General features: G+C 29.8%; 22 protein-coding genes and 1 other annotated feature. All 22 genes read left to right on the forward strand.

Annotation, left to right across the window (positions count from 1 at the left end; all coding sequences use genetic code 11):
* Positions 1–5: 5 nt before the first annotated feature.
* Positions 6–293, forward strand: coding sequence for a hypothetical protein (locus GOQ27_RS00365; RefSeq protein ID WP_203364823.1), 288 nt, complete (start codon positions 6–8; stop codon positions 291–293).
* A gap of 15 nt (positions 294–308) precedes the next feature.
* The gene (locus GOQ27_RS00370) at positions 309–1,022 is read left to right on the forward strand and encodes a GntR family transcriptional regulator (protein WP_203364824.1); all 714 of its coding nucleotides are present in this window, start codon (positions 309–311) and stop codon (positions 1,020–1,022) included.
* Positions 1,023–1,037: 15 nt separating this feature from the next.
* Positions 1,038–2,180 (forward strand): N-acetylglucosamine-6-phosphate deacetylase, encoded by a 1,143-nt coding sequence (gene nagA / locus GOQ27_RS00375; protein WP_203364825.1) that lies wholly within the window; start codon positions 1,038–1,040, stop codon positions 2,178–2,180.
* Positions 2,167–2,898, forward strand: a complete 732-nt coding sequence (nagB, locus tag GOQ27_RS00380) for a glucosamine-6-phosphate deaminase (protein WP_203364826.1) — start codon at positions 2,167–2,169, stop codon at positions 2,896–2,898. Before nagA ends, nagB begins: the two co-directional genes overlap by 14 nt.
* Before the next feature lie 143 nt (positions 2,899–3,041).
* On the forward strand, positions 3,042–4,337 hold the full coding sequence (locus GOQ27_RS00385) for an NfeD family protein (RefSeq protein ID WP_203364827.1): 1,296 nt from the start codon (positions 3,042–3,044) through the stop codon (positions 4,335–4,337).
* Positions 4,338–4,352: 15 nt separating this feature from the next.
* Positions 4,353–5,342 carry a flotillin-like protein FloA gene (gene floA / locus GOQ27_RS00390; protein ID WP_203364828.1) on the forward strand — a complete coding sequence of 330 codons (990 nt, stop codon included), beginning with the start codon at positions 4,353–4,355 and terminating at the stop codon, positions 5,340–5,342.
* Between the two features lie 8 nt (positions 5,343–5,350).
* Positions 5,351–5,854, forward strand: coding sequence for a hypothetical protein (locus GOQ27_RS00395; protein WP_203364829.1), 504 nt, complete (start codon positions 5,351–5,353; stop codon positions 5,852–5,854).
* A 115-nt stretch (positions 5,855–5,969) separates the two neighbouring features.
* Complete coding sequence (gene yqfC, locus GOQ27_RS00400) at positions 5,970–6,245, forward strand: sporulation protein YqfC (protein WP_203364830.1); 276 nt, start codon at positions 5,970–5,972, stop codon at positions 6,243–6,245.
* 13 nt (positions 6,246–6,258) lie between these two features.
* Positions 6,259–7,470: a sporulation protein YqfD gene (gene yqfD, locus GOQ27_RS00405; protein WP_203364831.1), complete on the forward strand. Its 1,212-nt coding sequence runs from the start codon at positions 6,259–6,261 to the stop codon at positions 7,468–7,470.
* A 2-nt stretch (positions 7,471–7,472) separates the two neighbouring features.
* Positions 7,473–8,456 (forward strand): PhoH family protein, encoded by a 984-nt coding sequence (locus GOQ27_RS00410; RefSeq protein ID WP_203364832.1) that lies wholly within the window; start codon positions 7,473–7,475, stop codon positions 8,454–8,456.
* Between the two features lie 67 nt (positions 8,457–8,523).
* A complete protein-coding gene (gene ybeY / locus GOQ27_RS00415; RefSeq protein ID WP_203364833.1) occupies positions 8,524–8,985 on the forward strand; it encodes an rRNA maturation RNase YbeY in 462 nt (153 codons plus the stop codon).
* A 20-nt stretch (positions 8,986–9,005) separates the two neighbouring features.
* Positions 9,006–9,695 (forward strand): diacylglycerol kinase, encoded by a 690-nt coding sequence (locus GOQ27_RS00420; RefSeq protein WP_203364834.1) that lies wholly within the window; start codon positions 9,006–9,008, stop codon positions 9,693–9,695.
* 21 nt (positions 9,696–9,716) lie between these two features.
* Positions 9,717–10,979 (forward strand): hemolysin family protein, encoded by a 1,263-nt coding sequence (locus tag GOQ27_RS00425; RefSeq protein ID WP_203364835.1) that lies wholly within the window; start codon positions 9,717–9,719, stop codon positions 10,977–10,979.
* Between the two features lie 22 nt (positions 10,980–11,001).
* Positions 11,002–12,063 carry a DUF3048 domain-containing protein gene (locus GOQ27_RS00430; RefSeq protein WP_203364836.1) on the forward strand — a complete coding sequence of 354 codons (1,062 nt, stop codon included), beginning with the start codon at positions 11,002–11,004 and terminating at the stop codon, positions 12,061–12,063.
* A gap of 16 nt (positions 12,064–12,079) precedes the next feature.
* The gene (locus GOQ27_RS00435; protein ID WP_203364837.1) at positions 12,080–12,505 is read left to right on the forward strand and encodes a cytidine deaminase; all 426 of its coding nucleotides are present in this window, start codon (positions 12,080–12,082) and stop codon (positions 12,503–12,505) included.
* Complete coding sequence (gene era, locus GOQ27_RS00440) at positions 12,492–13,385, forward strand: GTPase Era (protein WP_203364838.1); 894 nt, start codon at positions 12,492–12,494, stop codon at positions 13,383–13,385. The genes GOQ27_RS00435 and era overlap by 14 nt, the downstream gene beginning before the upstream one ends.
* Positions 13,386–13,481: 96 nt before the next feature.
* Entirely contained in the window at positions 13,482–13,622 is a 141-nt protein-coding gene (locus GOQ27_RS00445; protein WP_203364839.1) for a hypothetical protein, read from the forward strand.
* A gap of 14 nt (positions 13,623–13,636) precedes the next feature.
* Positions 13,637–14,380 (forward strand): DNA repair protein RecO, encoded by a 744-nt coding sequence (gene recO / locus GOQ27_RS00450; protein ID WP_203364840.1) that lies wholly within the window; start codon positions 13,637–13,639, stop codon positions 14,378–14,380.
* A gap of 15 nt (positions 14,381–14,395) precedes the next feature.
* Positions 14,396–14,908: a DUF4342 domain-containing protein gene (locus tag GOQ27_RS00455; RefSeq protein WP_203364841.1), complete on the forward strand. Its 513-nt coding sequence runs from the start codon at positions 14,396–14,398 to the stop codon at positions 14,906–14,908.
* Positions 14,909–14,953: 45 nt separating this feature from the next.
* Positions 14,954–15,122: a binding site (T-box leader), on the forward strand.
* A 54-nt stretch (positions 15,123–15,176) separates the two neighbouring features.
* Entirely contained in the window at positions 15,177–16,052 is an 876-nt protein-coding gene (gene glyQ / locus GOQ27_RS00460) for a glycine--tRNA ligase subunit alpha (protein ID WP_203364842.1), read from the forward strand.
* Positions 16,052–18,130 carry a glycine--tRNA ligase subunit beta gene (glyS, locus tag GOQ27_RS00465; RefSeq protein WP_203364843.1) on the forward strand — a complete coding sequence of 693 codons (2,079 nt, stop codon included), beginning with the start codon at positions 16,052–16,054 and terminating at the stop codon, positions 18,128–18,130. The genes glyQ and glyS overlap by 1 nt, the downstream gene beginning before the upstream one ends.
* A 27-nt stretch (positions 18,131–18,157) precedes the next feature.
* Entirely contained in the window at positions 18,158–18,802 is a 645-nt protein-coding gene (ccpN, locus tag GOQ27_RS00470) for a transcriptional regulator CcpN (RefSeq protein WP_203364844.1), read from the forward strand.
* Positions 18,803–18,810: the final 8 nt, after the last annotated feature.

Consider the following 18,810-nt stretch of genomic DNA (forward strand, 5'->3'; position numbering starts at 1 on the left):
GAAAAATGGATAATAAACTTGTGAAAATAAGCATAAAAGGCGCTATCCTTATAATGCTGGGTATAGGTTTTATTAACTTATTACTAGTAAACTTCATTGCTCGATTAGGATTTAATGAGGATATACTAATGATAATTTTTAATACTTTTTTATCAAGTGGAATAGTTGCTTATGTATTGACTTTTGTTGATGGTAACAGTAAAGATAAGAACCTATTTAGAACTAGATATATAAAATTTGCTATACTATTTGGAGTAACAGCTTATTTATGGACTAGAGGTATTTTTATATAGTAAAGGAGTTATACCATGTCTAATATGCATAAATATCAAATAATTGAAGAATATATTAAAACTAATATTGAAAATGGAAATTTTAAAAATGGAGAAACTATTTATTCAGAACCTAAACTAGCTAAAATGTTTAAAGTTACTAGAGTAACAGTTAGGCAAGCTATAAGTAATCTTGTTGGAGAAGGTTACTTATATAAAATAAAAGGAAGCGGTACGTATGTTTCCGATAAGAAGATAATTAAAGATAGCTTAGGATTAACGAGTTTTACTGAGGATATGGAACTATTAGGTAAAAGTCCTCACTCTAAAGTATTGAGCATGGAAGTAATAGAATCTACTGAAAGTCATGCTAAAAAATTACAGATAAATCCAAAAGACTTGGTTTTTAGAATAGAGAGAATAAGATTTGCTGATGATGAACCTTGGGGATATGAAATAGTAATTAGACCATTTCATTTCACACCAAATTTAAAAATAAAAGATATTGAAAAATCTATGTTTGCGGATTTGAAATCTAGAGGATTTGATATATTATATTCAGATCAAACGATTGAAGCACTTCTAGCCTTTGAATCAACAGCAAAACATTTAGAGATAAAAGCGGGTTCACCGTTACTTTTAATTAAATCTATAACATATTTAAAGGAAAATGTACCTCTTCAATATACGAAATCCTTTTATAGAGGAGACAGATACAAATTTAGTAATAGAGCTTTCAGAGACAAGTAATAGAGGAGGGATACAGTGAATGCTATTATAAATGGTAAGATAATTCTTCCTAGTAGAGTTATTGAGGATTATGTTCTTATTTATGAAGAAAAAATTGTAGATATTATTCCTAAGAATGGATTTAAGGATGAAAATATAAATGTAATAGATGCTAAACAAAACTATGTATCTCCAGGTTTCATTGATATACATATCCATGGATCTAGGGGATATGATACAATGGATGGAGAGCTTGAAGCTATTGATAATATTAGTGATTTTATATTGAAAAATGGTGTTACATCATTTCTACCTACTACTATGACAATGGATATAGAATCTATTTATAAATCATTAGATGTAATAAGGGAAGCACAGAGTAAAAATCTAAAAGGAGCTAGAGTTTTGGGAGCTCACCTAGAAGGACCATTTATTAGTCCTAAGTATAAAGGTGCTCAAAATTCAGAGTTCATAAAAAAACCTGAATATAACTTGATTAAAGATTATATAGATATAATTAAAATTATCACCTATGCACCAGAAGAAGATGAAAACTTTGATTTCTTACAAGCAGTTATTAAAAACAAAACTATAACTCTTTCATTAGGTCATACTAATGCTTCCTATGAAGAAGCAACTGAGGCTATAAAAAGAGGTGTAAAACATAGTACTCATATGTTTAATGCAATGACTCCATTACATCATAGAGAACCGGGAGCGGTTGGTGCTATAATGAATACAGACATCAGTACAGAGATTATTGCAGATAATATACATCTTCATAAATCAATATATGATATCGTAAATAAAATTAAAGGGTCTGAGAAGATAGTCCTTGTTACTGATGCAATGAGAGCCTCTTGTCTTAAGTCTGGAAAATATGATTTAGGAGGTCAAGAAGTCACTGTTAAAGATAATAGTGCTAGATTATGTGATGGAACATTAGCTGGTAGTGTCCTAAATATGAATGAAGCTATTAAGAATGTCTATAATAATAGTGAACTATCATTGTATGAAAGTGTGCACTTAGCAAGCTTAAATCCTGCCAAAGTAATTGTAGAAGATGAGAATAGAGGCAGTCTTGAAAAAGGAAAATACGCAGATATTGTAATATTCGATGAAAACATAAACATTAAAAAAACCGTAGTTGAAGGGATTGTTAAATATGAAGATAATTAAGGTAAGAGACTATGAAGCTATGAGTAAAAAAGCTGCAGTAATCGTATCTAGTCAGATAAATATGAAAAATGACTGTGTATTAGGTCTTGCTACAGGAGACACTCCTTTGGGAATGTATAAAGAATTAATAAAAATGTATAAAGAAGAAATAATAGACTTTAAAGAAGTCACTACTTTTAATCTTGATGAATACTACGGAATATCAGGAGAGAATGAGCAAAGTTATAAATACTATATGGATAAAAACTTCTTTAATCATATAAATATAAAACCGGAGAACACTCATATACCAAATGGAATGGCAGAAGATATTGAAGAAGAGGCTAGAAGATATGATAGCCTTATTCAAGGAATGGGAGATATAGATTTACAGATTTTAGGGATTGGTAGAAATGGTCATATAGGATTCAATGAACCGGATGTAAAATTTGAAGCCTGTACTCACTTAGTGGATCTTGATGATGAAACTATAGAAGCTAACTCTAGATTTTTTGATGACATCGAAGATGTTCCTAAAAAAGCAATAAGCATGGGGATAAAGAATATTATGCATGCAGATAAAATCATATTGATAGCTAGTGGAATAGAAAAAGCAGATGTAATTAAAGAGACAATAGAAGGAAGCATATCTCCTAATGTACCAGCATCAGTTTTACAGCTTCACCCTAACACTATCTTTATATTAGATGAAGCTGCTGCATCTAAACTGAATATATAGATAATTCCTTTTTGAAAAAAGTCCTAATCTTATGATTAGGATTATTTTTTTATAGGGATAATAATATTACAATTATATTATTTCATACAAAATAATATAACTATGGTATATAATAGAATTAATAAGCTAGGGGGAGGTTAAATATGAAATTAAAAAGATTATTTATAATTATAAGCATTATTTTTCTCTTAATCTTTAACTCAATGATTATCTTTGCTCAAACTAATGAGGATGTATTTGTAATTCCTATAAAGGGTGAAATAGATAAAGCTACATACCAATTTGTAAAAAGAGAGTTAAAAAACATAGAGGATTTAAATCCAAAGGCAATTATATTTGAAATTGATACCTACGGAGGATATATAACTGAAGCAGAAAAAATTAAAAGATTAATAGTTGAATTAGATGTTCCAACTATCTCTTTTGTAAATACCAAGGCAGAATCAGCAGGAGTATTATTAACTATAGCAAGTGATAAGGTAGTTATGGCTAAAGGATCTACAATAGGATCTGCTGAGCCTATCCCAAACACGGAAAAGACTCTATCCTATTGGGTAGAAGAGCTAAGGTCAACTGCCATTACAAAAGGTAGAGATCCGGAATTAATAGCATCCATGGCGGATAAGAGCATAGAAATAGAAGGAATAGTTAAAGAAGGTAGACTGCTAAACTTAAACTATGAAAAAGCCAAAGAGCTAAATTTAGCAGATATCATAGCAAATGACTATGAAGAATTATTAGCAGATCTAAATATTGATTATGATGAAATAAGAACATCAGAAATGGATTTTATTACTAGAATAGCTAAATTTATTGTTAATCCATATGTATTGAGTCTATTACTGATAATAGGATTCTTAGCTATTGTGGTGGAAATATTCACATTAGGATTTGGAGCTGGAGGAAGTGTAGCTATAATAGCCTTTGCGCTCTATTTTGGAAGCAACTTACTGGTGGGAAATACTGGATGGGCTGCATTACTTATATTTATAGTAGGTATAATATTACTATTAATAGAAGCAATAGCTCCTGGATTTGGAGTACCAGGGATAGGAGGAATAGCCTGTATAGGTGTAGGAATTGTATTAGCATCCCCTGATATAGAAATTGCTATAATATCAGTTGTTATAGCAATAGTCGTAAGTATCCTAGTGGCATATTTGTTTATAAAGTATGGACAAAAAAGCCCATATTTTGATAAGATTATATTAAATACTAAGCAAGAAGGTAATTCAGGATATTCTAGTGCAATTGACAATAGGAAATATTTATACAAAGAAGGTATTGCACTGACAACTTTAAGACCTTCAGGAACTATAGTTGTTGAAGATGATAGATTAGATGCAGTAACAGAAGGACAATTTATAGTGAAAGGGGAGAGAATTAAAGTTATTAAAATTGAAGGATCAAAAGTTGTTGTTAGAAAAATTGAATTATAATAAGGGAGGATTTGTATGGAAAGTTTAATAATTTTAGGAGTAATTATAGTTGGAGTTTTAATATTCTTAACGCTATTATTTAGTTTTATCCCTGTAGGATTATGGATAACAGCATATTTTTCAGGAGTAAAAATTGGATTATTTACATTAGTTGGTATGAGATTAAGAAAGGTAATACCATCAAGAATTGTAAATCCAATGATAAAATCTACAAAAGCTGGTATAGATATAAATGTAGATAAATTAGAGGCACACTATTTAGCAGGAGGTAATGTTAATACAGTTGTAGATGCTCTTATAGCAGCACAGAGAGCAAACATTGCATTACCCTTTGAAAGAGCTACAGCTATCGACCTAGCAGGTCGTAATGTATTAGAAGCTGTTCAAGTAAGTGTTAACCCTAAAGTAATTGAAACACCTAAAGTTGCTGCAGTAGCTAAAGATGGTATTGAGGTTATGGCAAAGGCTAGAGTAACAGTTAGAGCCAATATTGAAAGACTTGTTGGTGGAGCCGGGGAAGAAACTATCATTGCAAGAGTTGGTGAAGGAATTGTAACTACGGTAGGTAGTGCGGAAACTCATAAAGCAGTACTTGAAAATCCAGACGGTATATCTAGAAATGTATTAGACAAAGGTTTAGATTCAGGAACGGCTTTTGAAATATTATCAATAGATATAGCTGATGTAGATGTAGGAAGAAATATTGGCGCTACTTTACAAACTGATCAAGCAGAGGCTGATAAGAGAATAGCACAAGCTAAAGCTGAGGAAAGAAGAGCGATGGCTGTGGCAAAAGAGCAAGAAATGAAAGCGGAAGTTCAATTCCAAAGAGCTAAAGTTGTTGAGGCAGAAGCTGAAGTACCAAGAGCATTAGCAAGAGCTTTAGAACAAGGAAATATAGGAGTTATGGACTATTATAATATGAAAAATATATTAGCAGATACAAATATGAGAGAGTCTATTTCAGGTATTAATAAAGAAAATGACAACAATAAAAGAGATTAGGTGATTTCATGGATATATTAGATTTAATATTTCCATTATTGATTCTTCTAGGACCTGCACTGCTTAAAAGTTTTTCTGATAAGAATAAAGTAGAAAAACAAAGAAATACCCAAAGCATAGATAATAAAAACAGAGACAAAGAAGAAGTTAAAAAAATAGAAAAGTCTCCAGTGCAAGCTAGAATAAATGAAGTAAAAAGGACTTTAGATAGAAAATTGAATACACAAAACCCTTCTGATAGTGAAAGAAAATTATCTGCAGAGAGAAATATAACTAAAAGAGTAGATGAAGAAGAATTAATCTCTAGAGTGACTAAAGAGAGACGAAGTGTAGACAGGAATAAAGTAAATGAACAAAAACAGAGAGTAGTTAGAAATAAAGATGTCATCAAAGACAATGAGATAGGAAATAATGATATTGATCTAAAGTTCGATAAAAGAGAATTAGTAAAGGGAATAATAATGTCAGAAATCTTATCACCACCTAAAGCATTAAAGAATAAAACTAATTAAATCTGAATAATTTATAAAGTGTTTTAAAAGAGGAGTAACCTTAAAAGGTTGCTCCTCTTTTTGTAATAGTACAAAAAAAATAAGCATAAATTTAATTATGGAGGAGGGTAGCAGAATGAGTAAAAAGATAGATAATCTTAAAAACAATTTAGCAGATGCATTGGAATTACCAAAAGAGATAGTTTTAGATCTACCTAAAATTACAATGATAGGAAATATTCAATTATATATAGAGAACCATAAAGGTATAGTAGAGTATAGTAAAGAGAGGATCAGAATCAATAGCAAGATAGGAATCATAAGGATAATAGGAAAGAAAATGATAATTAAAAATATAGTGTCAGAAGAAGTTGTAATAACTGGAGAAATTATTAATATAGAGTTTATGTAATAGGGGTGAAGGCATGTTAATCATTAGATTATGGAATTATTTTCGTGGATATGTTATTATTAGAATTGAAGGACTAACCCTTGAGAGATTCATCAATTTAGCCACTTTAAACGATATTTATCTTTGGGATATTGATAGATTTGATTATACTACTTTAGAAGCTAAAGTTAGTATAAAAGGATTTAAGGAGTTAAAAAAGATAATTATAAAAGCTGGCTGTAGGTTTGATGTAATATCTAAGGAAGGATTACCCTTTGTATTAAATAAACTAAAAAGAAGAAAGATGTTAGTTGTGGGATTTATCCTAATGATAGGAGTAATCTTTTTTTTAACCTCATTTATCTGGAATATAGAAATAGTTGGGAGTAAAGATTTTGATGAAGGAAAATTAATAGAATATTTAGATAAAGAAGGAATAAAAACCGGGATAAAAAAATCTATAGTTAATGAAGATGAACTACAAATTGATATATTGAAAAAATTTGATGATATTGCCTATGTAGATATAGATATTCAAGGAACAAATTTGGTAGTAGAAGTTAAAAAGAGAAGTTTTTATACTGAAGATGATAAAATAGATAAAAATAAACCTTGTAATATTGTAGCTAATAAAAAAGCAGTCATAGAAAAAGTTATAGCAAAAAATGGGAATGCTGTAGTGGAAAAGGGTGAAATTGTTGAAGAAGGTCAAGTACTTATAACTGGAATAGTGCAGAATGATTCAGAAGAAAATATACTATTAGTTCATTCAGAAGGGGAAGTGTTGGCTCGAACCTATTATTATAATACAATAAAAGAACCTATTATTAAACAAATCCAAGAAGAAACTGGAGAAAAGTACTTCTCAAGAGAATTAAAAATAGGTAATAAAAGTATTCACTTGAAAAATGGAGATATACCCTTTAAAGACTATTTAGAGTTTATAGATGATAAAGAAAATGGATTTTATTCGGTTATACCATTTAATATTGTGACTCATGAATATAGAGAAGTTGAAATAAAGACAGTTAAACAAAATGTAGATTCACTAAAGGAATCCCTTAATGTAATTATCACTAAAGAAGCAATGGAGAAAATTCCTGAAGATAGCAAGGTTTTATCTAAAGAGATAGATTTTGAAACAAAAGATAATTTCTTAATAGCAAAAATTAAAATTGAATTAATTGAGGATATAGGGAAAAAGGAATACATACAAAACCAAATAGAGAAATATGAGGAGGAGTAATATTGTCAAAGGAAGTTACTGAGAAGAAAATTAAAATAACAAATGAGGATTTTACAAGAGAACTTTATGGAAATTTTGATGAAAATATAAAACTTATAGAAAAAGAATTTAATGTTGATATAGTATCTCGAGAAGAAGAGATTAGAATAATAGGAATAAAAGATGATGTAAATTTAGCTGAGGCTTTAATACAAAAACTTATAGAAATTGTGAAGGTTGAAGGGGAATTAACTACCCAACAAATAAGATATGCTACTAAACTTGTATATCAAGGAAATGAAGATAAAATGAATGATTTATTAGATGATGCTGTATGTATAACATTCTCAGGAAAAACTATTAAACCAAAAACATTAGGACAAAAAAAATACATTGATTCAATGAAGAATAACGACATAGTCTTTGGAATAGGTCCTGCTGGAACTGGTAAAACTTATCTAGCTGTAGCTAAAGCAGTTCAAGCCTTTAAAAATAAAGAAGTTGATAGAATAATCTTAACAAGACCTGCTGTAGAAGCTGGTGAAAAACTTGGATTCTTACCAGGAGATTTACAGGATAAAGTGGATCCATATCTCAGGCCAGTATATGATGCTCTTTTCGATATATTTGGTGGTGAAGCATTTTTAAAAAATAGAGAACGAGGATTAATAGAGATAGCTCCTTTAGCATATATGAGGGGAAGAACATTAGACTCAGCCTTTGTAATATTAGATGAAGCACAAAATACCACAGCAGAACAGATGAAAATGTTTTTAACTCGTTTAGGATTTGGATCAAAGGCAATTATAACAGGAGATATAACTCAGGTAGATTTACCTAATGGTAAAGCTTCTGGATTAAAACAAGTAACTAACATTCTTCAAGATGTTAAAGGAATAGAGTTTATCTATTTAAATAAAAATGATGTGGTAAGACATAGATTAGTTCAAAAGATTATAGAAGCTTACGAAATCCATGAAAATAAAGTTGAATCTAATAAAAAATAGCAAGGTATATTTAAAAGTTCATATGAAGAACCTAATATTAATATTAGAATAAGGAAGGAAGAGGTATATGGAAGTATATATAGATAATAGACAAACAGAAATATTATTAGAAGTGGATATAGAACAAACAATAAATAGTGTAGTAGAAGAATGTTTGAAGTACGAAGACTATGGTACTGATTATGAAATAAGTGTATCATTTGTTAATAATAAGGAAATAAAAGATTTAAATACTAAATTTAGAGGTAAAAATAAAGAAACTGATGTATTATCTTTTCCAATGGAAGATGAGAATGATATTAATATTGAAGGACAGGTACCTATATTAGGAGATATCGTTATATCTGCTCAAAAGGCTCAAGAACAAGCCGAGGATTACAATCATAGTTTAAGAAGGGAAATAGCATATCTAACAGCTCATAGTATGTTTCATTTAATGGGATATGATCATATGAATGAAGAAGATAAGAAAATCATGAGAAATAAAGAAAAACAAATAATGAAGAATTTAGGAATTTTTAAAAACTAATAGGAAAGCAGGTAATTTAAGTGAAGAGATTAATAGATAGTTTCAATTATGCAGTAGAAGGAATTATCTATACGTTAAAAACACAAAGAAACATGCGAATTCATTTCTTTATGATGATAATAATATTATTTTTAAGTTTGTTTTTTAACTTTTCTAAAGTTGAATTATTATTGTTATTCTTTGCTATTTCATTAGTAATAATCGCAGAAATGCTCAATACAGCAATAGAAAAAACCATAGATATGTTTACTGAGGATTTCCATCCATTAGCTAAAATTGCTAAAAATGTAGCAGCCGGGGCTGTTTTAGTTGCAGCAATGAACTCAATAATGGTAGGATATCTGTTGTTTTTTTATCGTATAAATCCTTTTACAAAATCTATATTATTTAAAATAAGGAGTTCTCCTGTTCATATTACCTTTATATGCATCTTACTTATCATAATAGTAACCATCGTTATAAAAACTCTTACTCACTCAGGAACCCCTTTTAAAGGGGGTATCGTTAGTGGACATACTGCATTATCATTTACAGTATCTACAGTAATAACTTTTTTAAGTGAAAATATATTAATTGCAACATTAAGCTTTTTATTGTCAATTTTGGTGGGTCAAAGTAGAATAGAGGGAGAGATTCATACTTTTTTCCAAGTCATTAATGGTGCATTATTGGGTATATTAGTAACAGTACTAATATTTCAATTATTATAATCTACATATAGGAGGTCCATTATGACTGGCACTTTAATATCAATAAGAATACTGATTTTAGCAATACTTCTAGTGTTATCAGCTTTTTTTTCTAGTTCTGAAACTGCATTAACATCTTTAAAGATTGCTAAAATAAGACAACTTCGAGAAACAAATGAAAAAAAGGCAAGACTTTTAGAGAGAATAAAGAAAAAAATAAATACAATATTATCTACAATCTTAATTGGAAATAATGTGGTGAATATATTAGCAACTGCAATATTAACAGAGCTAACTGTAGAATTTTTTGAGGGAAGTAGTTCCACTCTTATAGCTACAGGTGTAATGACTATTTTAATATTGATTTTTGGTGAGATAACACCAAAAACCTTTGCTGCTCAAAATCCTGAGAAAGTATCTATGATAGTTGCTAGACCATTAGAAGCACTATCAGTAATTTTTAAACCTATATTAATTGTACTTAACTCAATAACTGGTTTTATAATTAAAATTTTAGGTGGTAATGTAAACTATACTGGACCCTTTGTAACTGAAGAAGAGATTAGATCATTAGTAGATGTTGGAGAAGAAGAAGGTGTAGTTAAACTTCATGAAAAAGAAATGATTGAAAACATTTTTGAAATAGATGATATAGATGTCAGTGATGTAATGGTTCCAAGAATAGATATTATTGCCATATCTGAAGATGCATCTATGGAAATGGCATTAGAAAAAATAACTAGAAATGGACATTCTAGAATACCGGTATATAAAGAAAATATTGATAATATAGTAGGATTATTATATGCAAAAGATGTATTGCCTTTTATAGGATATAAACAAAAGGATATAAATGAGACAAAAATCATAGATATTATGCGTCAACCATACTATGTTCCCGAAACAAAAAAAGTGAATAAACTTCTAAGAGAACTTCAACAACATAAAGTACATATGGCGATAGTTTTAGATGAATATGGTGGAACAGAAGGATTAGTAACCATTGAGGATATATTAGAAGAAATAGTAGGGGATATATTAGATGAGTATGATAATGATATAGATATGATTGAAAAAATTGATGAAACTACTTATCACATAAAAGCTGAAGTATCCCTGGAGGATATTAATGAGTTATTTAACACAGACTTCCCAGAGGATGACTTTGACTCCCTGGGAGGATACATATTTAGTACTCTAGGTAGAGTTCCAAAACAAGGAGATACTTTAGAAGAACGAGGTATAAAGATGGTGGTTAAAAAAGTAGTTAATAGAAGAGTGAAGTTAGTAGAAATAACAATTTAATTAATACTTGGGGGTATGTAAAATGAAAAAAATATTGATCATATTATTTTTAGTAATAGTATTAGTTGGAAGTGTTGGTTGTAATAATGATGAAGATACTAATCAACAAGAACCAAATAATAATCAATCAGAAGAAGAGCAAAAGGATAATGAAGAAAATAACAACAATGATAAAGACAAGTCAAGTGCTATAACATCGCCACTAAGCGGAATAAACACTGAAGAAAGCAAAATAAATAGAAGACCAGTAGCTATAATGTTTGATAACCATAAAAATGCCAGATGGCAATCTGGGTTAAGTGAAGCTGAAATAGCATATGAATATTTAGTTGAGGGTAAAATAACTAGGTATATGGGAATTTACTTGATAAATGATCCAGAAGTAATAGGACCACTTAGAAGTGCTAGACCATATTACTTATCTTCCCTTTTAGAATATGATGCTATTTATGCCCATGCTGGAGGAAGTCCTCAAGCTAAAGAAGAAATAAGAGAATTGGGGATTGCTGATGTAGATGCAATTGGTGCTGCAGGATCTGTTTTTTATAGAAACAATGATGTAGGTAAAAAAGCTCCTCATAACTTATATACTTCTATGGAATCAATAAGAGAATATGCAGAAAACAAAGATTTTAATAAGGAAGCTGAATTTAACTCCTTTTCTTTTAATAAGGAAGGTAAAGATATCGATGGAGATGTAGCAAAAGATATATCCATACATTATGATTCTGATAATATTACTAGTTATAAGTATGATGAGGAATTAAGCCTATATATGCGATACAAAGATGGCGAAAAACATCTAGATGAATATGATAATACTATATTAACATCTACTAATATAATCATCCAAGAAGCTAAAACACAAGTTTTAGATGATCAAGGAAGATTACAAATAGACATAGTAGGTAAAGGTAAAGGAACTTATATAACAAGAGGTAAATATATAAATATAACTTGGGAAAAGACCTCAAGGGAATCTAAAACTAAGTATTATGATGAAGACGTAAAGGAAATAATACTTAACCCAGGGATTACATGGATACAAGTAACTCCAATCAACCCAAAAGTAGAAATTTCATAAAATAGGTGGTGTCATAATGAAAAAAGATGAATTAATAAAAGCAGCATTAGAATCAAAAAAGATGGCTTATGTACCTTATTCTGGGTTTAGAGTAGGAGCAGCTCTACTAACTGAGGATGACAAAATATATACTGGTTGCAATATAGAATCCGCTAGTTATACACCAACTAACTGTGCTGAAAGAACAGCAATTTTTAAAGCAGTTTCAGAAGGAGATATGGATTTTAAAGCAATAGCAATAACAGGAGATTCAGAATACACTTTTCCCTGTGGAGTATGTAGGCAAGTAATGAGAGAATTTTCCCATGATTTGAAAATATATATAGTTAAGAATGAAAAAGAATACAAAGAATTCACCCTAAAAGAATTATTACCATATAGTTTTGGGCCAGAAGATCTAATAGAAGATAAAACAAAGGATGATAAAAATGAAAAAATTTAAGTCAGGATTTATAACAATAATAGGAAGACCAAATGTAGGAAAGTCTACATTATTAAACCATATAATAGGGGAAAAGATATCTATCATATCAGATAAGCCTCAAACAACAAGAAATAAGATACAAACAATTCATACTACAGATAATAGTCAAATGATATTTGTTGATACTCCAGGAATACATAAACCTAAAAATAAATTAGATGAATTTATGAGTAAAGAAATATCATTGGCATTACAAGATATGGATGTATTGATTTGGGTTGTAGATGAAAGTTTAGAAATGGGGCCAGGAGATTCAAGAATACTAGAATCTCTTAACAATATAAAAATACCTAAAATACTAGTAATAAATAAGATGGATAAATTATCAAAGGATGAAGTAAATAAAATAATAGAAAAATATAAAAAAAGACATGATTTTGCAGATATAGTACCTATTTCAGCGATAAATGGGAAGAATATAGATAAATTAATGAAAAAAATAGAAAGTCTGCTACCAGAAGGTCCTAAATATTTCCCAGAGGATATGATAACAGACCAACCAGAAAGAATTATAGTAGCTGAAATTGTTAGAGAAAAAACTCTTAGATACTTAGAACAAGAAGTTCCCCATGGAATAGCAGTTGATACCACAATGATGAAAGAAAGACCAGACAAAGATTTGATTGATCTTCATGCTACAATTTATTGTGAGAAAGACTCTCATAAGGGTATAATCATTGGTAAAGGTGGGAGAAAGCTAAAAGGAATAGGGAAAAGTGCTAGGGAAGACATTGAAAGATTCCTAGGAGTTAAAGTTAACTTACAACTCTGGGTAAAAGTCAATAAAAACTGGAGAGAAAAAGAAAATTTAGTAAAACGTATGGGTTATAAACAATAGATAGAAGGCATTATTTTTAATTTACACTATTTGTAAAGTATAATTCATTTCTTTCACCGTAAACTAAATATATATTATATATATGGGAGGATGGCTATGTTAAGAAATGACATGTGGAAAATATTTGAAGCAACAGGGAAAATAGATGACTATTTATATTGTATAGATGCAATTAATGATAATGAAATGAAAGATACAGAAAGTGATAATGAGGAACCTTCTGATATCCAAAGTTAGTTAGAGGTGAATTAATGTTATATAAACTTCAGGGGATAGTATTAAAAGGGACTAAGCTTAATGATTCTGATAAGATAATAACAATATTTACAAAGGAACAAGGTAAAGTTCAAGCTGTAGCAAAGGGTGTTAGAAATCCTAAAAGTAAACTAGTTGGTTCAACAGAAACCTTTAGTTTAAGCGATTTTGTATTATATAAAGGGAAAAATCTCTACAATGTAAATCAAGGGGATGTAATAGATTCGTATTATCCTTTAAGAGAAGACCTTAAAAAACTAGCATATGCTTCGTATATTGTAGAGTTAGTAAATAGTGGAGTTGTAGAAGAAGAATCTAACACCAAAATATTTGGCTTATTAGTTAAAACATTAAATTTAATAATGAAGGAAACTAAATACAGACAAATAGTTCGAGCTTTTGAACTAAAGTTTATTAGTTACTTAGGCTATAGACCACATTTAATAAATTGTGTTAATTGTCATGAAGATTTAAATGATAATATCAAGTTCAGCATAAATCACAGTGGAGTATTATGCGAAAAATGTAGAGGTATTGATAGATATGGTAATAATATCAATATAGAGATTGCCAATATAATGAAATTTCTTTTGTTTAGCTCTTTCGAGAATATACTTGAAATCGAAATAGAAGATAATATTCTAAAAAAGATAGAAAATATACTCAGTTTGTATATATCTAAAAATATTGATAAAACCTACTTCAATTCACTAAAATTTATAAATGCTGTAGAAGATTAATATGGAGGTGTAAATATGGATATAAGTTTAGAAAAAATCGACACTATTAGAGAACGGACTGGAGCAAGCTATAAAGAGGCTAAAGAAATCCTAGAAAAACACAATGGAGATATTGTAGAGGCACTAATTGATATTGAGAATAATGATAAAGGAAGTAACTTTAATATCAATCAAACAAGTGAAGAGGTAATCTCTAAATTAAAAGAGATAGTTAAAAAGGGAAATATCACAAAAATAATACTTAAAAAAGACGGGGAAGTTATTATGAATATTCCTGTTACTGCAGGAGCCATAGGAGCAGTATTAGCTCCTCAACTATCAGCTATAGGTATTGCTGCTGCAATGATTTCAAGAACTACAATTGAAATTGTCAAAGAAGATGGCGAAGTGGTGAACTTAAATGAGATGGCAGGGAAAACAGTAGATAAAATTATGAGAAGAAATAAGGACACATCTACTAGTGAATATACAGAAGATTATATGAATGCAGAAGATTATACTAAAGATAATGATGATAATAAGATTTAATGTTGACAATTCAATGATTATTTGCTAAATTAGTTATATATAACACTTATTGCTGTGATAAAGAGTAGTAGACTAATACTATCATTTTAGCGAGTCAGGGAAGGTGTGAGCCTGATATGATAAGTTTTTCGAAGGCACTTTGGAGCAATCTTATTAAGTGGGTACTTAGGTACCAAATAGGGTGGAACCGCGGAAGTAACCTTTCGTCCCTATATAGGGATGAAGGGTTTTTTTATGTCTAATAAATGTAGACAAAGGAGGAGAAAAAATGTATTTACAAGATCTTATTATGAAATTACAACAGTATTGGGGTGAAAAAGGCTGCGTAATAATGCAATCCTATGATGTGGAAAAGGGTGCAGGAACTATGAACCCAAATACTTTTTTAAGAGCATTAGGTCCAGAGCCTTGGAAAGTAGTATATGTAGAACCCTCTAGAAGGCCAACCGATGCAAGATATGGAGAAAATCCAAATAGAGTATATCAGCATCATCAAATGCAGGTAATAATTAAACCATCTCCAGATAATATTCAAGAATTATACCTAGAGAGTTTAGAAGCTATTGGTATAGATCCATTAAAACATGATATTAGATTTGTAGAGGATAACTGGGAAGCTCCTACTTTAGGTGCATGGGGTCTAGGTTGGGAAGTTTGGTTAGATGGAATGGAGATAACTCAATTTACTTATTTTCAACAGGTAGGTGGACTTAATTGTCAATTAGAATCAGCAGAGCTAACCTATGGATTAGAAAGAATAGCTATGTACTTACAAGATGTAGATAATATATTTGATATTCAATGGACAAAAGATATAAAATATGGTGAGATATTTAAACAAGCTGAATATGAGCATTCAGTATATAGTTTTGATAAAGCAGAAAAAGATATGCTATTTGATTTATTTGAAACATATGAAAAGGAAGCAGCAAGGTTAATAGCAGAAGATTTAGTATATCCAGCATATGATTATGTATTAAAGTGTTCCCATACTTTTAACATTTTAGATGCTAGAGGTGCCATCAGTGTTACAGAAAGAACAAGTTTTATCGGCAAAGTTAGAAACCTAGCTAAATTAATAGCTTCTAAATATGTAGAAAAGAGAGAAAAACTAGAATTCCCATTATTAAAGGAGGGAAGATAATGAGTAAATATCTTTTAGAAATAGGAACGGAAGAAATACCCTATAGATTTATGGAAGATGCTTTAAATCAGATGAAAAACAACATGGAAAAAATCCTTGATGAAAATAGAATAAGCTATGAAAATGTATATACTTATGGAACCCCAAGAAGACTTGTAGTTTTAGTTGAAGGGATTAATAGATTACAAGAAGATTTAGCAGAGATGGTAAAAGGACCTTCAAAAAGAATAGCATACAATGATTCTATGGAACCTTCAAAGGCCTTATTAGGATTTGCAAGAGGACAGGGAGTAGACATAGAAAATATCATTATAAAAGAATTTAATGGTGAAGAATATGTATATGCCAATAAAGAAGTCAAAGGTATAGAGACTACTAAAATATTAACAAAACATATCCCAGATTACATTAAGAATATTCATTTCCCTAAACCTATGAGATGGGGAGGAAAGAATATTAAATTTGCACGACCTATAAGGTGGCTAATATCTTTATTAGATAATGAGATAGTAGAATTTGAATTAGAAGGTTTGGTTCCATCAAACAAAACAAGAGGTCATAGATTCTTAGGATCAGATAACATAACTATAGAAAATGTGGAGGAATACTTCACAAAACTTAAAGAAAACTTTGTGATAGTAGATGGAGAGAAAAGAAAAGAATTAATAAAAACTGGTTGTGAAAAGTTAGCTAAAGAAAAAGGTGGAAACTTACTAAAGGACGATGAGTTATTAAATCAATTAACATATATAGTAGAATATCCAACTCCTTTAATTGGAAGAATTAAAGAAGAATATCTTCAATTGCCTAAGGAAGCTATAATAACACCAATGAAAGAACATCAAAGATATTTTCCAGTAGTAGATGATAACAATAAATTAATGCCATACTTTATTGCTGTTAGAAATGGAAACAAAGAGCATTTAGATACTGTTACTAAAGGTAATGAAAAAGTATTAGATGCTAGACTGGAAGATGCTAAATTCTTCTATAACGAAGATTTAAAAGGTAATTTAGAAAGTTATGTAGATAACCTAAAGACTATAGTATATCAAGAAAAACTTGGAACACTATATGATAAGACTAAAAGAGTAAATGAACTATCTATAGAGATTGCTAAAGGCCTTGAATTAGGAGATGAAACAGAAGAAAATATAGATAGAGCTAGTAATTTAGCTAAGGCTGATTTAGTTACTAAAATGGTAAACGAGTTCACAGAGTTACAAGGTATAATGGGTAGAGAATATGCAATGAAATCTGGTGAAAACGAAATTGTAAGTTTAGCCATATATGAACATTATCTTCCTAGATTTGCTGAAGATGAATTACCAACCACTACAGCTGGAGCAGTTATAAGTATAGCTGATAAACTAGACACTATCTGTGGATGCTTTGCTATAGGAATACAACCTACTGGTAGTCAAGATCCTTATGGATTACGAAGACAGGCATTAGGTATCATTAATATAATTCTAAACAAAAACTTAGATTTATCATTAAATGAATATATAGAGACTTCATTAAGAATATATATTGAGAATGAGTTATACTTTGATTTTGATAAAATCAAAACTCAAATAGTAGAATTCTTTAATGGAAGAATGAAAAATATGTTTATAGACAAGGGTATAAGATACGATGTGGTAGATGCAGTACAAAGTACCGGCAATGATAATATCACTGACCTTGTTATTAGGCTAGAAGAATTAAACAAATGGGTTGAAAAAGAAGAATTGAATGAGATATTAGCAGCCTTTAATAGGGTTATAAAGATAGCAGAAAAAGCTGAAAGTGATGAAATCATAAGAGATCTATTACAAGAGGAAGAAGAAATTCAATTGTATAAGGTATATAGAGAGATTAAAGATGAAGTTCATGACTTTATACAAGTTAAAGAATATGATAAAGCACTAGATAAAGTAGTATATTTACGAAAACCTATAGATGAGTTCTTTGACAATGTGATGGTAATGGTAGATGATGAAGAACTTAAAAGAAATAGACTTGCCCTGATAAAAAACATCTCAAATATAATGCTTCAAATATGTGATTTATCAAAGATCTCAAACAAGGGTTAATTAAAAAAAGTAAAGAGATATAAAGGGGTGAGAAATATCCAGCTGACAAAAAGACAGGAAAAAATAATAGAAATAGTAAAAGAAAATGAACCTATTACTAGTGAAGCTATAGCAAAACAATTAAAATTAACTAGAGCAACACTAAGACCCGATCTATCTATCCTTACTATGAGTGGCATACTTGATGCTAGACCTAAAGTGGGTTACTTTTATTCTGGTAAATCAGATATAAATGTTTTTAGAGATAAAATACAATCTATAAAAGTAGAAGATATCAAATCTTTACCTACAATTATTGATGAAGAGACTTCAGTGTATGATGCTATAGTAACTTTATTTCTAGATGATGTAGGGAGTATATTTGTTACATCTAATGATTGTCTTACTGGAATAATCTCTAGAAAAGATATGTTAAAAAGTGCCATTGGTAATATAGATATAAATAAAGTACCTGTAGCTGTGATAATGACAAGAATGCCCAATGTAATATACTTAGAAGAAAAGGAATCAATACTAGAAGCAGCTATTAAAATAATTGAACATGAAGTAGATAGCCTCCCAATAGTAGAGAAACATAAGGATGACTTAGGGGAGGAACAATTAAAAGTTATAGGTAAGATTTCTAAAACCAATATTACTAAATTGTTTGTAGACTTAGGTATAGAAGATTAGGGGGTATT

It is taken from the genome of Anaeromonas frigoriresistens (genome assembly GCF_016820655.1).
GTDB classification, from domain to species: Bacteria; Bacillota; Clostridia; order Tissierellales; family SIT17; genus Anaeromonas; species Anaeromonas frigoriresistens.

Coding starts and splice junctions, on each gene's coding strand:
- GOQ27_RS00365 (WP_203364823.1), top strand. CDS start 6: ATGGATAATAAACTTGTGAAAATAAGCATAAAAGGCGCTATCCTTATA.
- GOQ27_RS00370 (WP_203364824.1), top strand. CDS start 309: ATGTCTAATATGCATAAATATCAAATAATTGAAGAATATATTAAAACT.
- nagB (WP_203364826.1), top strand. CDS start 2,167: ATGAAGATAATTAAGGTAAGAGACTATGAAGCTATGAGTAAAAAAGCT.
- GOQ27_RS00385 (WP_203364827.1), top strand. CDS start 3,042: ATGAAATTAAAAAGATTATTTATAATTATAAGCATTATTTTTCTCTTA.
- floA (WP_203364828.1), top strand. CDS start 4,353: ATGGAAAGTTTAATAATTTTAGGAGTAATTATAGTTGGAGTTTTAATA.
- GOQ27_RS00395 (WP_203364829.1), top strand. CDS start 5,351: ATGGATATATTAGATTTAATATTTCCATTATTGATTCTTCTAGGACCT.
- yqfC (WP_203364830.1), top strand. CDS start 5,970: ATGAGTAAAAAGATAGATAATCTTAAAAACAATTTAGCAGATGCATTG.
- yqfD (WP_203364831.1), top strand. CDS start 6,259: ATGTTAATCATTAGATTATGGAATTATTTTCGTGGATATGTTATTATT.
- ybeY (WP_203364833.1), top strand. CDS start 8,524: ATGGAAGTATATATAGATAATAGACAAACAGAAATATTATTAGAAGTG.
- GOQ27_RS00425 (WP_203364835.1), top strand. CDS start 9,717: ATGACTGGCACTTTAATATCAATAAGAATACTGATTTTAGCAATACTT.
- GOQ27_RS00430 (WP_203364836.1), top strand. CDS start 11,002: ATGAAAAAAATATTGATCATATTATTTTTAGTAATAGTATTAGTTGGA.
- GOQ27_RS00435 (WP_203364837.1), top strand. CDS start 12,080: ATGAAAAAAGATGAATTAATAAAAGCAGCATTAGAATCAAAAAAGATG.
- era (WP_203364838.1), top strand. CDS start 12,492: ATGAAAAAATTTAAGTCAGGATTTATAACAATAATAGGAAGACCAAAT.
- GOQ27_RS00445 (WP_203364839.1), top strand. CDS start 13,482: ATGTTAAGAAATGACATGTGGAAAATATTTGAAGCAACAGGGAAAATA.
- recO (WP_203364840.1), top strand. CDS start 13,637: ATGTTATATAAACTTCAGGGGATAGTATTAAAAGGGACTAAGCTTAAT.
- GOQ27_RS00455 (WP_203364841.1), top strand. CDS start 14,396: ATGGATATAAGTTTAGAAAAAATCGACACTATTAGAGAACGGACTGGA.
- glyQ (WP_203364842.1), top strand. CDS start 15,177: ATGTATTTACAAGATCTTATTATGAAATTACAACAGTATTGGGGTGAA.
- glyS (WP_203364843.1), top strand. CDS start 16,052: ATGAGTAAATATCTTTTAGAAATAGGAACGGAAGAAATACCCTATAGA.